A 14409-nucleotide genomic window follows, 5' to 3' on the forward strand; every position below is an offset into this window, starting at 1 on the left:
TTCTCACGACACCACTAAGACGGTCGAGGAGCACAGAATGTCACAAACTTCTCGGAACGAATCTCCGCGCCTTCCTCGGCGGCGACTTTCAGTGCACTCCAAGGTTCAGAGTGCAAAGTTGCACTCTATGGAGAACAGTGCAGAATCCACGAGGGAGCAACGCAAGCGGCGGACCACGCGGGCACTCACCGAGGCCGCGCGCCGCCTGACGGCCGAGCGGGGCTTCGCCGGCTTCACGGTCGAGGAGCTGTGCGCCGATGCCGGAGTCTCCCGGCGCACGTTCTTCAACTACTTCGAGAGCAAGGAGAACGCCGTCTTCGGGTTCGCCGTGATCGACTCCCGCCAGGAGGAGCTCGAAGCGGTCTTCCTCGAGGGCGACGGCGATCTCCTGGACGACTTCGTGCAGCTCACCGTCGAGCGCTTCGCCCTCTTCGATCCGATCGAGCACGCCGCCGAGCTGTTCGCCGTCATCGAGCAGGAGCCGCGGCTGCTACGCGCGGCGTTCGAGCAGCAGGAGAAGCACGAGCGCCGCGACATCGCCCTCGTCGCGCGCCGCATCGGCGGTGCCACCGACGCGGAGCTCCGCGCCGAGGTGCTCGTCCACTCCGTCGGCGCGCTCGTCCGCCTCTGCATGGAGCAGCTGCTGCATCACCACTCCACCGAGCCGTTCGCCGACCTCATCGCCCGCCGACTGCGCCTCGCGCGCGATCTCTACTCCCCTTCACAGAAAGCCCACTGATGTCCGCCACCGCCACCGCGGATGCGCCCTTCCTCCTCACGAAGCGCCGCATCTGGATCATCTTCAGCGCCCTGATCGCGGGCATGCTGCTCGCGAGCCTCGACCAGACCATCGTGTCGACGGCGATGCCCACGATCGTCGGCCAGCTCGGCGGCGTCGACCATCAGGTCTGGATCACCACCGCCTACCTGCTCGCCACCACCATCGTCATGCCCATCTACGGCAAGTTCGGCGACGTGCTGGGACGACGGTCGCTCTTCCTCGTCGCCATCGCCCTGTTCACACTGGCCTCGGTGGGCTGCGCGTTCGCGACGGACTTCTGGATGTTCGTCGTCTTCCGTGCCCTCCAGGGTCTCGGCGGCGGCGGGCTCATGATCCTGTCGCAGGCGATCATCGCCGACATCGTGCCCGCCAACGAGCGCGGCAAGTACATGGGTCCGCTCGGCGCGGTGTTCGGCCTCTCCGCCGTCGCCGGACCGCTCCTCGGCGGTTTCTTCGTCGATCACATGACCTGGCAGTGGGCGTTCTACATCAACATCCCGGTCGGCATCGCCGCGTTCCTCATCGCCCTCGTGGCGCTGAAGCTCCCCAGCAAGAAGGCGGAGAAGCCGATCGACATCCTCGGCGTGCTCTTCCTGTCCGCCGCCACGACCTGCCTCATCTTCTTCACCGACTTCGGCGGCGACGCCGCGTTCGGCTGGGACTCGCTCGCGACCTGGGCCTGGGGCGCCGGGCTCGTGGTGTCGGCGACGGCGTTCGTCATCACCGAGTCCCGGGTGCAGGACCCGATCATCCCGCTCAGCCTCTTCCGCAACCCGATCTTCGTGAACGCCACGGCGATCGGCCTCGTCCTCGGCATCGGCATGTTCGCGGCGATCGGCTTCGTCCCGACGTTCCTGCAGATGTCGTCCGGCACCTCCGCCGCCGCCTCCGGGCTGCTGATGATCCCGATGATGGTCGGCCTCATGGGGACCTCGATCTTCTCCGGCCTCGCGATCTCGAAGACCGGGAAGTACAAGATCTATCCGATCCTCGGCACGATCATCACCGGTATCGCGATGGTCGCCATGACCACGCTGTCGGCGGAGACGCCGATCTGGTTGATCTGCGCATTCCTGTTCGTCTTCGGCGCCGGGCTCGGCCTCATCATGCAGGTCGTCGTGCTCGTCGTGCAGAACGCCGTCCCGGCGGGCGAGATCGGGACCGCCACGAGCACGAACAACTACTTCCGCGAGGTCGGCGCCTCGCTGGGGACAGCGGTGTTCGGCACGATCTTCACCACGCGTCTGACGGAGAACCTGCTCGGCGTGTTCGCCGGCGCCGGGGCGTCCCCCGAGGCCGCCTCCGAGGCCGCGTCCACGATCGACCCCGCCACGCTGAACAGCCTGCCGGACGAGGTCCGCGACGGCATCGTCACGGCGTATGCGGACGCCCTCGCCCCGGTGTTCTGGTACCTCGTGCCCTTCATCGCGCTCGCGCTCATCCTGTCGCTGTTCCTCAAGCAGATCCCGCTGTCGGATCAGGCGGGTCTCGTCGCGCGCGGCGAGGCGATCAGCGGCGAGGAGGCCGAGCGCCTCGAGGCCGAGCTCCGCACCGCCGGACGCGTCGATGCCGGACGCGCGGACGCCGAGCCGGGAGAGACCGGCTCGGCGTCCACGGGCAGGTAGCCCGCGCTAGGGGAGGTCGGCGACGTCGACGTCGTCGTCGTCCTCCCCACCGCCCGTCGCCGGAAGGTCGTCAGGCTCGGGGTCGTGATCGGTGGTGACGAAGTCGGGGTCGACGCCGATGGCCTCGATCTCCTCCTGGTTGTCCTGGCTGTTCGACGTGTCGGACATGGCGCCTCCTGATGTTGGGGATCCGGACGGCCAGTCTGCGCGGGGGCGCCGACGCGGCCGAGGGGGTTGACACGGCGTGTCGCCGCCGCACGCCCACTCGCCGGGGGCGGAGCCACCAGACTGGAGCTGTTCGCCCCCTCTCCCTCCCTTCTCGAGGAGCACCCGTGATCGACGCCGCACCGCACCGTTCCGCCTGGCAGCGCTTCTGGGATCGCGGAGGCTGGTGGCGCGCCCTCCTGCTCGCGGCCGTGTACTACGGGCTCTATCAGCTGCTCTCGCTGGCCCTCCTCCCGCTGGCCGCGCAGGTCGACGATCCGGCGAGTGCAGCCGGCGTCCTCGTCTACGACGTCCTGCCGATCCTCGTCGGGGGCCTCCTGCTGGTCGCGTTCATCGCCTCGCTCGGGTGGTGGCGACCCGTGTTCGGGCCCCAGCCCATCCGGGGAGCGGGGTGGATGTGGATCGCGATCGTCGCGGTCCTGCTGTTCAACGTCCTCCGTTTCCTCACGATCGAGGACGGCAGCGTCGGACTTCATGTTGTCGCGACCTGGCTGCTCGCGGGACTCGCCATCGGCTTCGCGGAAGAGGTGCTCACGCGCGGCCTCGTCGTGAAGATGATGCGGGACGCCGGTGCGCGCGAACTGGTCGTCGCGGTGGTCTCCGCCGCGATCTTCGCCGCTCTGCACGCGGGGAATCTCCTGACGGGCCAGGATCTGCTCCCGACCCTCTTCCAGCTCGTCTACACGTTCGCGTTCGGGATCTGCATGTACCTCGCGCTCCGGGTCACCGGGACGATCATCGCCCCGATCCTCCTGCACGCCAGCACCGATCCGAGTATCTTCCTGCAGACGCTGCACCCCGCCGAGGGCGGGCTCACCGCGGTCGCGGGGCTCGGCAACATCGTCGTGATCGTCGCGGGTCTCGTGCTGATGATCTTCATCCGTGGTCGAGTCGGGGCCTCCGCACCCGACACCTTCGCCCCGCAGCGCTGACCGCCAGGATCACACCGCACGCCAGACGGCGTGCGGGCCGACGGCCGCGATCGCGAAGACCAGCACGGCCACCCGGTGCGCATCGCCGACGGCCAGGGCCGCGTCGGAGGCACCGACGAGATCGTCGGCGACGCCCGCCACCATCGTCCGCGACACGACGGCATCGTCCATCTCGGCCACGCCGTCCGCGAGCCACCCCATGACGAGCCGGAGGGATCTCGTCCCGAGCTCGACCCCGAGAGGGACCGCAGGACAGCTCAGCACGTCGGCGACGGTCACGCCGTGTCGCAGCAGCCCGGCGAGGGCGCCGGTCAGCAACGCGCGCCCGTACCCTTCGGCGACCAGCAGGTCCCAGGACTCGTGCGGCGCGAGCATTTCGAGCCCGAGGGAATGACCGCGCCCGTCCGCGACGGCTTCCTCCAGGGCGCGCCGGGCGTCCCGGAACACGATGCTCGCACGGCGATCGGGCGCAGACACGGCAGACCTCGTCCCTCGATGCCCGCCATCTCGGTGGCCGGCTGGGAGGCCGACGCGTCACACACTCGAGGACGCTCCGCGCAGGGTGAGGACGGTATCCCGGCACTGAGGTCGGAGACGACAAAACCCCCGGAAGGTTCCGGGGGTTTCATTCTGTAGCAGGAGCGGGGCTTGAACCCGCGACCTCACGATTATGAGTCGTGCGCTCTCACCAACTGAGCTACCCTGCCGCACGGCATCCGCATCGCAGATGCGAACTCCGAGCCCCGAGTCAGGATTGAACTGACGACCCCTTCCTTACCATGGAAGTGCTCTGCCACTGAGCTATCGGGGCGTGCTGCCCCTCGCGGGGCAACCACACGAGAATACCATCACTGTGGCGTCCTCATGAAATCGAGACGGTCACTCCTCCGAGGTGAGAGACGTGCGTCCGGCGTTCTTCTTGAGCCACGGCATCGGGTCGATGGTCGTCCCGTTCACGATGAGCTCGAAGTGCAGGTGCGCGCCGTAGGAGCGGCCGGTGTTGCCGGTCTTGCCCACGATGTCGCCCACCTTGACCTTGTCGCCCGCCTTGACCTGCAGCGAGCCGTACTGCATGTGCGAGTAGTGGCTCGTGATGACGGAGCCGTCGATGACGTGGTCGATGTAGACCGTGACACCGTAGGCGGCACCCTGCTCGGTCGCGATGCGGACGGTTCCGTCGGCGATGGCCTGGATGGGCGCACCGTTGCCCGGCACGAAGTCGATGCCCTCGTGGAGGCGGCCGCTGCGCATGCCGTAGCCGTAGCTCATGCCGACGCCGACGAGGAACGGCCACTGGATGGCGGCATCCGGGTCGTTCGTGAAGATCTCGCCGGAGTAGTTGATGCCCTGCTCCGCGGCGACCTCGACGAGCGAGACGGTGCTGAAGTTGTCGCCGCGCGAGAGCGGCTCGTTCTGCACGCCGGATGGCGCGACGAAGGCCTGGATCTCGTCGTCCGCCGAGCCTGCTGCGTCAGCAGCCGCTGCGGTGACGAGGGAGGTCGAGGCGAGGGAGCCGCCCTGGGCGGCGGCGACCGCCTCCGCAGGAAGCGTCATGGACACGGCCAGGAGGCCGGCGAGGCCCATGGCTCCGACGGTGGCACCGGCCGTGAGGGCCTTGCGGATGCTGCGCGTGCGGCGAGGACCGACGGCCGCGAGGCCTGCGGTGTCGATCTTCGGCGCGGTCTGCGACGCGGCATTCGGGGCGAAGGCCGAACGGCGAGACGCCGACGACGTCGGGATGGAGCCGGTGGTGCGGAAGGCGCGGGAGGCGCGCTCGAAGGCGTCACCCTCGGCGTCGGCTTCGGCGACGAAGGGCTCCGACGCCGGGGCGATGTCCTCGACCGGAACCGTGTCCTCGGCCTTCTCGACGATCTCCGCGACGACGGGCACCGCGGGGACATCGGCGATGGCAGGCGCGGGAGCCGCCGCAATGAAGGGCTCCTCCGGCGCGACGGGCACCGGAGGGACGTCGGCCTGACGCTGACGCGCGGCGCGACGGGAGAGCGGGATGACAGCAGCGAGGGCGATCACGGTCTCCGCGTCAGCGAGGGGTGCCGTCGACCCGCTCGCCGAGGCCTCGGAGGCCGCAGTGCGAGGGCGGCTGGACCGGCGCGTGGGCGCAGCGGCAGCCTGGGGGTTCTCGAAGGGCAAAGCTAATCTCTCGGTCGTTCGTGATGCTCGGGGGCGCAATGACAACTATCACCTTCGGGTGGTGAAAGTAACGATCGGGTAAACACTACCCCGATCGACCTGTGAATGCCATGGATCGGTCAGGGTTTTTCCTCATCGAGGATAGCGCGGAGTCGGTCGTGCAGGGTCACGCAGCCCGCGATCAGGAAAGGCCGCGGCGATTCCCGATCGATCCGGCTGACCCGGCCACCCGCCTCCTGGACGAGCAGCGCGCCCGCGGCATGGTCCCACGGCTTGAGCCCGCGCTCGAAATAGCCGTCCAGTCGGCCGGCCGCCACATAGGCCAGATCCAGGGCCGCCGACCCCATACGACGGAGGTCACGGGCGATCCGCATCACCCGCCGGACCGTCGCGAGGTCGCCGTCGTGGGTCGTCGGGTCGTAGCCGAATCCGGTCGCCAGGAGCGCGCCGGCGTCGGTCACCTCGGTGACCGCGAGCCGGACGCCGTCCGACCAGGCCCCGTGGCCGCGAGCAGCCGTGAAGGTCTCCCCCACGGCCGGCGCGTGCACGGCCGCGGCCAGCGCCTCCCACTCGTCCGGCTCCGGCGGACCGCTGACGGCTGCGATGCTCACGTTGTACGCGGGGATGCCGTAGGCGTAGTTCACCGTGCCGTCGATGGGGTCGACCACCCAGGTGATCCCGCTGTCGCCGGTGGCCGCGCCCGACTCCTCACCGAGGAAGCCGTCCGCCGGTCGCGCCGCCTGCAGCCGCTCGCGGATGAGGGCCTCCACCTCGCGGTCCGCCTCGGTCACGATGTCGGCGAGCGACGACTTGGTCGCGGCGAGCCGGACACCCTCTCGGCGTCGGGTACGGGCGAGCGCGCCCGCCTCCTCGGCGATCTCCGTCGCCAGCGCGCTGAGCTCGAGAGCGTCGATCACGGTGCCGGGTGCGAGGGCGCGGGCGGCGGCGGCGGGAAAGCCGGGGGCTCACCCTGGCTGGGCGACGCGGGCTGCGGCGGAGCCGGCTGAACGGGTGCCGACGAGGGCGACGCCGGCTGCGGCGGCGCAGGCAGGTCGGGCGCGGGAGGCACAGAGCCAGGAGCTGGAGCCGGAGGAGCGGCGAAGTCCGGAAGGGCCGGGGCCGTCGGCGCGAGGGGCGGCGTCGCGACGGGGAACGCCGCGGCCGGCGCCTGACCCAGTGCCGGAGGGACCGTCGAGGGGTACCCCGTGTAGTAGGCGTTCCAGTCCGGGCTGCCGTCCGGGAGGACCGGGAGCGGCGTGATCCCATCGGCGTAGGTCGGCCAGGATGGGGCGGAAGCGACGGGACGGGCGGCGGGCGCCTTCTTCGGCGCGAACAGGGCGTTCAGCAGCGGAATCAGCGTGGTGCCGACGGCGACGAGGATCGTGAGGGCGACGACGATGCGCCAGTACAGCTCGGTGTAGTCGAAGGTGTTCGGGAACGCGAGGAAGAACACCAGCAGCGCGACGAGGACACCGAGGAAGACGATCGTCACGATGTGGATCACCTTCGTGAATGTCGTGACGTGGCGCTGCGCGGCACGGGTGAACAGCCGCACGTGGAGCAGTGCGAGCTGCAGGATCCCGATCACGAGCAGCAGCTGGAAGAACCGCTCCGCGCCGAAATAGAGGCCGTCTTCCGGAAGCCAGATCTTCACGAGGCCGACGAGGAGCGCGACGACCCAGGTGACCATGCTGGCGAGCTGGAGCCAGTCCGGCCGGTTCGGGGCGAGGCCCGCCTCGAGGATGGCGATTCCGGCGAAGGCGGCGAGCAGGAGGATCGTGAGGAAGGCACGACCGATGAGGCCGTTCTGATCACCGACCAGGACCCACACGACGCAGACCAAGGCGGCGGCGATGAGGGCGCCGATGGCGACCCACAGCGACCCCCTGATGAGCAGCGACATGTTCTTCTTGTCACCCTGCGGCTGCAGCCGGGCGGTGTCCGGATGGGACATGGGGATCCTCTCGTCGAGCGGCGATGCCTTCATCCTGCCACGCGCAGGCCCGCTTGTTCCGGCTTCCCTCAGGCGCGCGGAAGATCGGGAAACGATCGCGCTCTGGGGAGGAGGGGTCAGCCGGCCTTCTTCGCGGATGCCGCAGCGAAGGCCGCGACCCGCGCCTGCGCGTCCGGGGTCTCCAGGGCGGCGCCGATGGACCGGGCCTCCTCGCTCAACTGCTCGGCGAACGTGCGCTCCGGCTGCGACCGCACCAGCCGCTTGGCCTGTCCGTACGCGTCGGCGGCCCCGGCGAGCCAGAACCGCGCGACCTCCTCGGCCCGCGCACGGACCCGGTCGGCTTCCGTCCTGCCGTCCTCGCCTTCCACGACCTCGGCCACCAGCCCCCAGTCGAGGGCCTCCGCGGCGGTGAGCAGCCGGTCCTGCAGCACCAGCTGGAGGGCGCGGCGCTGGCCGACGGCCCGCGCGAGCTGCGCCGACACGGAGAGGTCGGGCGTGAGGCCGATGTTCGCATACAGGCTCCCGAGCTGCGACCGCGAGCCCACCACCGCGTAGTCCGTGGCGAGCAGGATGCCGAGTCCACCGCCGGCCGTCGTCCCGTGCGCGGCAGCGACCACGGGCACGCTCGACTCCGTGAGCGCGCGGATCCCGGTGTTGATGACCTCGGCCAGCGCGGTGATCTCCGCCCCGGACGACCCCATGGTCGTCGCCATGTCGATCACGTCGCCGCCCGCGCAGAACGCCGGTCCCGCCGCGTCGATGAGGATGGCCTGCACGTCCTCCCGCGATGTCGCCTCGACGGTCGCATCCCGCCAGGCGTACGCCAGATCGGCGTTGAAAGCATTGAGGCGGGTCGGACGGTTCAGCGTCAGCCGCGCCATCCCCTCGTCGACGGCGAACAGGACGGCATCACTCATGGCTTCTCCTTCGAGCACAGGCGGATGCCTCCAGGCTAGTCGCGCTCAGGAGCCGTCCCAGACGCGAGCGACGAACCGCTCCATGCGCCGCCGGGTGCCGTCGAGCCGGAAGTCGACCTGTCCCGCCGCCCGGATCTCGTTCGGTGCGAGCGGATGCGCCAGGCGCACGTTCTCGTGGCAGGACAGGTCGGCGCAGATGTAGGTGCCGACCGAGTCGCCGCGCTCCCCCGCCTCCCCCGTGCGCCGGGCGGCGAACAACGCCACCTGGTTGCCCGGCTGCATCGTGTGGCAGATGTTGCACATGCCGGAGCGCCCGCGCCCTGGTTCCGACGCCCGCAGCACCACGCCGACCACGCGCCCCTCGTGCGGGATCAGGACGTAGCCGCGCTTGCCGGCACTCGGGTCGCGCCAGGCGAAGAAGTCGAGGTAGTCCCAGTCCACGAGGAGGAAGTCGTGCGGCATCTCCATGACGCGCAGCTCGTCGGCGTCCGCGTTCACGAACGAGGCCCGGACGTCGGCTTCGGTGAGAGGTCGCATCGCTCCAGTCTAGGAACTCGGCACGGAGGTGAGGCCGGGAACGCGAGAAGCCCCCGCGAGCGGGGGCTTCCGTGGTGGCGAGTGAGGGATTCGAACCCCCGAAGTCGAAGACGGCTGATTTACAGTCAGATCCCTTTGGCCACTTGGGTAACTCGCCAGAGCGCACCCGTCCGACTTGAACAGCCAACCGGGGGCACGAAGAACAATCATACCTGCCGGATGCGGGCGCGAGAAATCGAGGCGTCAGCTCCCGTACACGCCGCGGTCGGCGGCGGCCAGCGACTCCGGCGTGCGCAGCAGCCCGCCCTCGGCGCGGCAGGTCGCGGCGGCCACATCCATCGCGCGCGTGAGCAAGGCCGTCCACTCCTCGGCCGTCTTCGGGCCGCCGTCCACCAGCCCGGCGGCGACGGCGGCGAGAGTCGCATCCCCAGCCCCCACGGTGTCGACCACGCGACCAGGGAGCGCCGAGATGGGAGCCGAGACCGACCCGCCGTCCGACTCGAGCACCGCGCCGTCTGCCCCGGCCGTCGCGAGCACAGCGGTGACTCCGAGGCTCCGGAGCCGCGCGCGCAGGGCGTCGAGGTCGCCGTCGTAGAGCACGGCGGCGTCGTCGGCACCGACCTTCACGAGGTCCGCCCTCGCGGCCAGCCGCTCGAAGCCGCGGACGAACTCTTCACGGTCGGACAGCATGCCGGTGCGCGGGTTCGGATCGATCGCCAGCCGCGCGCCCTCCACTGCGGTCGCGAGGGCGTCGACCTCCTCGGCGGCATCGAAGGGGAAGCAGCTCACGGCGACGATGTCCGCCCCGGCGATGGCGGCCCTCGCCTCGTCCGAGTACCGGATGGTCCGCTCCTGGGCCGCGCGGTTGAAGACGTAACTCGGCTCGCCGTTCGCGGCCCGGGTCACGACGGCCCGCGACGACCCGTGCGGCGCCGCGCTCGCGATCAGCCGCACGCCGTGATCGGCCAGGTACTCGCGGACGTGCGCGCCCGCGACGTCCTCCCCCACCATCGCGATGAGGGTGGTGGGGATTCCGAGCCGGCGCAGCCCGACCGCCACGTTCAGGGCCGCTCCACCGACGAACTCGCGGACGCCGCTGTCATCCCGGATCTCGTCGATCAGGGCGTCTCCGATGACGACGGCCGCGCCGCCGGGGGAAGTCTCAGTACTCACTCGCCGACCCTACCGCGCCGCCCGCGCCGCGAAGCAGCGCCGAACCGTGTGCATAACTCAGGAGACCTGGGCCTCCATGCCGTCACGAGCAGCCGACGGCGGCCTGCCGTCCCGGATCTCCTGAGTTGTGCACACCCGAACGGGCCGAGGGACGACGAAGGCCCCGGGGAGAACCCCGGGGCCTTCGTTCACTCACTCACTTCTCAGTTGTAGGTACCGGGGGTGATGTCGTCCGTCGAGAACGCGTCGAAGTCGACGTAGCCGAAGTCGCCGTCCGCGTACGCACCGTCGGATGCGAAGATCCGGTTCGGGTAGCGCTCGCTCTTGGCTTCCTCGGTGGCCTCGACCGTGACGTCGCGGTACTTCGAGAGACCGGTTCCGGCGGGGATGAGCTTTCCGATGATGACGTTCTCCTTGAGACCGACCAGCGGGTCGCGCTTGCCCTCCATGGCGGCCTGCGTGAGCACGCGGGTCGTCTCCTGGAAGGACGCAGCGGACAGCCACGACTCGGTCGCGAGCGACGCCTTCGTGATACCCATCAGCTCCGGGCGACCGGACGCGGGGCGCTTGCCCTCGGCCACGGCCTCGCGGTTGATCTGCTGGTAGCGCTTCAGGTCGACCATCTCACCCGGCAGCAGGGTCGTGTCGGCGTGATCGACGACGGTGACCTTGCGGAGCATCTGACGGACGATGACCTCGATGTGCTTGTCGTGGATCGGCACACCCTGCGAGCGGTAGACGCCCTGGACGCCGCCGACGAGGTACTTCTGCACCTCACGGGCACCCATGACGCGCATGACCTCCTTGGGGTCGAGCGTGCCGACCTGCAGGGGCTGACCGACCGAGACGTGCTGGCCGTCCTCGACGAGGAGGGTGGCACGCTTCAGCACCGGGTAGACGACGGGCTCGTCGCCGTTGTCGGGCGTCAGGATGACCTTCTTGGCCTTCTCGGTCTCGTCGATCGTGATGCGGCCGTCGGCCTCCGCGATCGGCGATGCACCCTTGGGGGTACGCGCCTCGAACAGCTCCTGCACACGGGGCAGACCCTGCGTGATGTCATCCGCCGACGCCGAACCACCGGTGTGGAAGGTACGCATCGTCAGCTGGGTACCGGGCTCACCGATCGACTGGGCCGCGATGATGCCGACGGCCTCGCCGATGTCGACGGTCTTGCCGGTCGCGAGCGAACGGCCGTAGCACTGCGCGCACACACCGACGGCGGAGTCGCACGTCAGGACCGAACGGACCTTGATGGTCTCGACACCGAGTCCGACGAGCTTGTCGATGAGTACGTCGCCCACGTCGTCGCCGGCCGAAGCGAGAACCTCGCCCGACTCGCTCACCACGTCGGAGGCCAGCGTGCGGGCGAACACCGAGTTCTCGACGTTCGCGTCGCGCACCAGCTCACCCTGCGAGTTCGGAGCGGCGATCGGGAGCTCGAGGCCCTTCGACGTGCCGCAGTCCTCTTCGCGGATGATGACGTCCTGCGAGACGTCCACCAGACGACGGGTCAGGTAACCCGAGTCGGCGGTGCGCAGAGCGGTGTCGGCCAGACCCTTACGGGTACCGTGCGTCGCGATGAAGTACTCCGCCACCGACAGACCCTCGCGGTACGAGGAGATGATCGGACGCGGGATGATCTCACCCTTGGGGTTGTTCACCAGACCACGCATACCGGCGATGTTCCGGATCTGCAGCCAGTTACCACGGGCGCCAGAGGACACCATGCGGTTGATGGTGTTGTCCTCCGGGAAGTGCGCCTTCATCGCGGCCTGCACCTCGTCGGTCGCCTCGGTCCAGATCTTGATGAGCTCCTGACGACGCTCGGCGTCGGTCGTGAGGCCCTTCTCGTACTGGGACTGGACCTTCGCGGCCTGCTTCTCGTAGCCCGCGACGATCTCCGCCTTGTTCGGCGGGGTGAGGATGTCGCTCAGCGCGACGGTCACACCCGAACGGGTCGCCCAGTAGAAACCGGCATCCTTGATGCGGTCCAGCGTGGCGGCCGTCTCGACCTTGGGGTACTCCTCGGCCAGCTTGTTGACGATCTGCGACAGCTTGCCCTTGTCGGCCTGCTCGCGCACGAAGGGGTAGCCCTTCGGGAGCGCGTCGTTGAAGATCGCCTGACCCAGCGAAGCGTCGACCAGACCGTGCTTCTCGTAGCCCTCGGGAGCCTCGCCCTCGAGGAAGGCCAGACCCGGGATGCGGATGCGGACCTTCGCCTGCAGGTCGAGCGTGCCCTCGTCGTACGCGAGCTGTGCCTCGCCGACGGAGCCGAACGCACGACCCTCGCCCTTGGCGCCGGCCTTGACCGTCGTCAGGTGGTGCAGACCGATGATCATGTCCTGCGAGGGCAGAGTCACCGGACGGCCGTCCGACGGCTTCAGGATGTTGTTCGACGCGAGCATCAGCACGCGGGCCTCGGCCTGAGCCTCGACCGACAGCGGCAGGTGCACGGCCATCTGGTCACCGTCGAAGTCGGCGTTGAACGCCGCGCAGACGAGCGGGTGCAGCTGGATGGCCTTGCCCTCGACGAGCTGCGGCTCGAACGCCTGGATGCCGAGACGGTGCAGGGTGGGTGCACGGTTCAGCAGTACCGGACGCTCGCGGATGATCTCCTCGAGGACGTCCCAGACCTCGGGACGGGTGCGCTCGACGGCGCGCTTCGCGGCCTTGATGTTCTGCGAGTGGCCGAGGTCGATCAGGCGCTTGATGACGAACGGCTTGAAGAGCTCGAGCGCCATCTGCTTGGGCAGACCGCACTGGTGCAGCTTCAGCTGCGGGCCGACGACGATGACCGAACGGCCCGAGTAGTCGACGCGCTTACCGAGCAGGTTCTGGCGGAAGCGACCCTGCTTTCCCTTGAGCATGTCGCTCAGGGACTTCAGGGCGCGGTTGCCGGTACCGGTTACGGGGCGACCGCGGCGGCCGTTGTCGAACAGGGCGTCGACGGCCTCCTGCAGCATCCGCTTCTCGTTGTTGACGATGATCTCGGGGGCACCGAGGTCGATCAGGCGACGGAGACGGTTGTTGCGGTTGATCACGCGGCGGTACAGGTCGTTCAGGTCGGAGGTCGCGAAGCGGCCACCGTCGAGCTGGACCATCGGACGCAGCTCCGGCGGGATGACCGGGACGACGTCGAGAACCATCGCGGCCGGGCTCATGCCGGTCTCGAGGAACGAGCTGACGACCTTGAGGCGCTTGATCGCACGGATCTTGCGCTGGCCCTTGCCCTCCGAGATCTGCAGACGCAGGTTCTCGGCCTCGGCGGCCAGGTCGAAAGCGGCCAGGCGACGCTGGATCGCCTCGGCACCCATGTATGCCTCGAAGTACTGGCCGAAGCGGTCCTGCAGCTCGTGGAAGACGTCGTCCTCCGGGCGCAGGGCCCCGACCTCGAGCGTGCGGAAGTCCTCCCACACGCGCTCCAGCTTCAGGATCGCCTCGTCGGCACCCTTGCGGATGAGCGACATCTCCTTCTCGGCGGCGTCCTTGACCTTCTTCTTGGCGTCGGCCTTGGCCCCCTCGGCCTCGAGGGCCGCGAGCTCCTCCTCCAGCTTCGCCAGGCGCTCCGCGATCTTCGAGTCGCGGCGGTCGCCGAGCGTCTTCAGCTCGAGACGGATGTTGTTCTCCTGGGTGCCCAGGTCGCGGTGACGGGCATCCTCGTCGACCGAGATGACCATGTACGCGGCGAAGTAGATGACCTTCTCGAGGTCCTTCGGCGCCATGTCCAGCAGGTAGCCGAGGCGCGAGGGCACGCCCTTGAAGTACCAGATGTGGGTGACGGGAGCGGCGAGCTCGATGTGACCCATGCGCTCACGACGGACGGAGCTCTTGGTGACCTCCACGCCGCAGCGCTCGCAGACGATGCCCTTGAAGCGGACGCGCTTGTACTTGCCGCAGGCGCACTCCCAGTCACGGGACGGGCCGAAGATCTGCTCTCCGAAGAGACCGTCCTTCTCCGGCTTGAGGGTGCGGTAGTTGATGGTTTCGGGCTTCTTGACCTCGCCGTAGGACCACGCGCGGATGTGGTCTGCGGTCGCCAGGCCGATGCGAAGCTCATCGAAAGTTGTGGACTCGAGCACTAGTTCTCCTGTGTCGGAAATTCTTTTTGAGAAGT

The 14409-nt window shown here is 69.0% G+C and carries 12 protein-coding genes and 3 tRNA genes; 3 read left to right on the forward strand and 12 right to left on the reverse strand.

Annotated elements, in window-relative coordinates:
* Positions 1–127: 127 nt before the first annotated feature.
* Together ACIGJI_RS06285 and ACIGJI_RS06290 are read left to right on the forward strand one after the other, a co-directional pair.
* Positions 128–739 carry a TetR/AcrR family transcriptional regulator gene (locus tag ACIGJI_RS06285; protein ID WP_259953000.1) on the forward strand — a complete coding sequence of 204 codons (612 nt, stop codon included), beginning with the start codon at positions 128–130 and terminating at the stop codon, positions 737–739.
* The gene (locus tag ACIGJI_RS06290; protein WP_363445493.1) at positions 739–2406 is read left to right on the forward strand and encodes an MDR family MFS transporter; all 1668 of its coding nucleotides are present in this window, start codon (positions 739–741) and stop codon (positions 2404–2406) included. The genes ACIGJI_RS06285 and ACIGJI_RS06290 overlap by 1 nt, the downstream gene beginning before the upstream one ends.
* Positions 2407–2412: 6 nt before the next feature.
* Here ACIGJI_RS06290 and ACIGJI_RS06295 read toward each other — a convergent pair whose 3' ends face one another.
* Positions 2413–2574 (reverse strand): hypothetical protein, encoded by a 162-nt coding sequence (locus tag ACIGJI_RS06295; protein WP_259952998.1) that lies wholly within the window; start codon positions 2572–2574, stop codon positions 2413–2415.
* Positions 2575–2738: 164 nt separating this feature from the next.
* On the opposite strand from ACIGJI_RS06295, the gene ACIGJI_RS06300 reads away from it, so the two are divergent.
* The gene (locus ACIGJI_RS06300) at positions 2739–3563 is read left to right on the forward strand and encodes a CPBP family intramembrane glutamic endopeptidase (RefSeq protein ID WP_363445491.1); all 825 of its coding nucleotides are present in this window, start codon (positions 2739–2741) and stop codon (positions 3561–3563) included.
* Positions 3564–3572: 9 nt separating this feature from the next.
* Here the strand turns inward: ACIGJI_RS06300 and ACIGJI_RS06305 are convergent, their stop codons facing one another.
* The 11 genes from ACIGJI_RS06305 to rpoC form a co-directional block, all read right to left on the reverse strand.
* Entirely contained in the window at positions 3573–4040 is a 468-nt protein-coding gene (locus ACIGJI_RS06305) for a hypothetical protein (protein ID WP_363445489.1), read from the reverse strand.
* Positions 4041–4196: 156 nt separating this feature from the next.
* Positions 4197–4270: transfer RNA gene (locus ACIGJI_RS06310), tRNA-Met, on the reverse strand.
* Positions 4271–4302: 32 nt separating this feature from the next.
* A tRNA-Thr gene (locus ACIGJI_RS06315) sits at positions 4303–4374 on the reverse strand.
* Between the two features lie 68 nt (positions 4375–4442).
* On the reverse strand, positions 4443–5714 hold the full coding sequence (locus ACIGJI_RS06320) for a M23 family metallopeptidase (RefSeq protein ID WP_363445487.1): 1272 nt from the start codon (positions 5712–5714) through the stop codon (positions 4443–4445).
* A 119-nt stretch (positions 5715–5833) separates the two neighbouring features.
* The gene (locus ACIGJI_RS06325) at positions 5834–6628 is read right to left on the reverse strand and encodes an inositol monophosphatase family protein (protein ID WP_363445950.1); all 795 of its coding nucleotides are present in this window, start codon (positions 6626–6628) and stop codon (positions 5834–5836) included.
* Positions 6628–7668, reverse strand: coding sequence for a hypothetical protein (locus ACIGJI_RS06330; RefSeq protein ID WP_363445485.1), 1041 nt, complete (start codon positions 7666–7668; stop codon positions 6628–6630). Before ACIGJI_RS06330 ends, ACIGJI_RS06325 begins: the two co-directional genes overlap by 1 nt.
* A gap of 116 nt (positions 7669–7784) precedes the next feature.
* Positions 7785–8585 carry an enoyl-CoA hydratase/isomerase family protein gene (locus ACIGJI_RS06335; protein ID WP_363445483.1) on the reverse strand — a complete coding sequence of 267 codons (801 nt, stop codon included), beginning with the start codon at positions 8583–8585 and terminating at the stop codon, positions 7785–7787.
* Between the two features lie 45 nt (positions 8586–8630).
* Positions 8631–9122 (reverse strand): FBP domain-containing protein, encoded by a 492-nt coding sequence (locus ACIGJI_RS06340; protein ID WP_060922589.1) that lies wholly within the window; start codon positions 9120–9122, stop codon positions 8631–8633.
* 72 nt (positions 9123–9194) lie between these two features.
* Positions 9195–9279 (reverse strand) — tRNA-Tyr (locus ACIGJI_RS06345).
* Positions 9280–9365: 86 nt separating this feature from the next.
* Positions 9366–10295, reverse strand: coding sequence for a PfkB family carbohydrate kinase (locus tag ACIGJI_RS06350; RefSeq protein WP_363445481.1), 930 nt, complete (start codon positions 10293–10295; stop codon positions 9366–9368).
* A 203-nt stretch (positions 10296–10498) separates the two neighbouring features.
* Entirely contained in the window at positions 10499–14374 is a 3876-nt protein-coding gene (gene rpoC, locus ACIGJI_RS06355) for a DNA-directed RNA polymerase subunit beta' (RefSeq protein ID WP_187663361.1), read from the reverse strand.
* Positions 14375–14409: the final 35 nt, after the last annotated feature.

Source organism: Microbacterium sp. NPDC064978 (assembly GCF_044543605.1).
GTDB lineage: Bacteria > Actinomycetota > Actinomycetes > Actinomycetales > Microbacteriaceae > Microbacterium > Microbacterium meiriae.

What these genes read in the sequence shown, in the direction of transcription:
- ACIGJI_RS06285 (WP_259953000.1), top strand. Translation starts at nt 128, where the DNA reads ATGGAGAACAGTGCAGAATCCACGAGGGAGCAACGCAAGCGGCGGACC.
- ACIGJI_RS06295 (WP_259952998.1), bottom strand. Translation starts at nt 2,574, where the DNA reads ATGTCCGACACGTCGAACAGCCAGGACAACCAGGAGGAGATCGAGGCC.
- ACIGJI_RS06330 (WP_363445485.1), bottom strand. Translation starts at nt 7,668, where the DNA reads ATGTCCCATCCGGACACCGCCCGGCTGCAGCCGCAGGGTGACAAGAAG.
- ACIGJI_RS06335 (WP_363445483.1), bottom strand. Translation starts at nt 8,585, where the DNA reads ATGAGTGATGCCGTCCTGTTCGCCGTCGACGAGGGGATGGCGCGGCTG.
- ACIGJI_RS06290 (WP_363445493.1), top strand. Translation starts at nt 739, where the DNA reads ATGTCCGCCACCGCCACCGCGGATGCGCCCTTCCTCCTCACGAAGCGC.
- ACIGJI_RS06340 (WP_060922589.1), bottom strand. Translation starts at nt 9,122, where the DNA reads ATGCGACCTCTCACCGAAGCCGACGTCCGGGCCTCGTTCGTGAACGCG.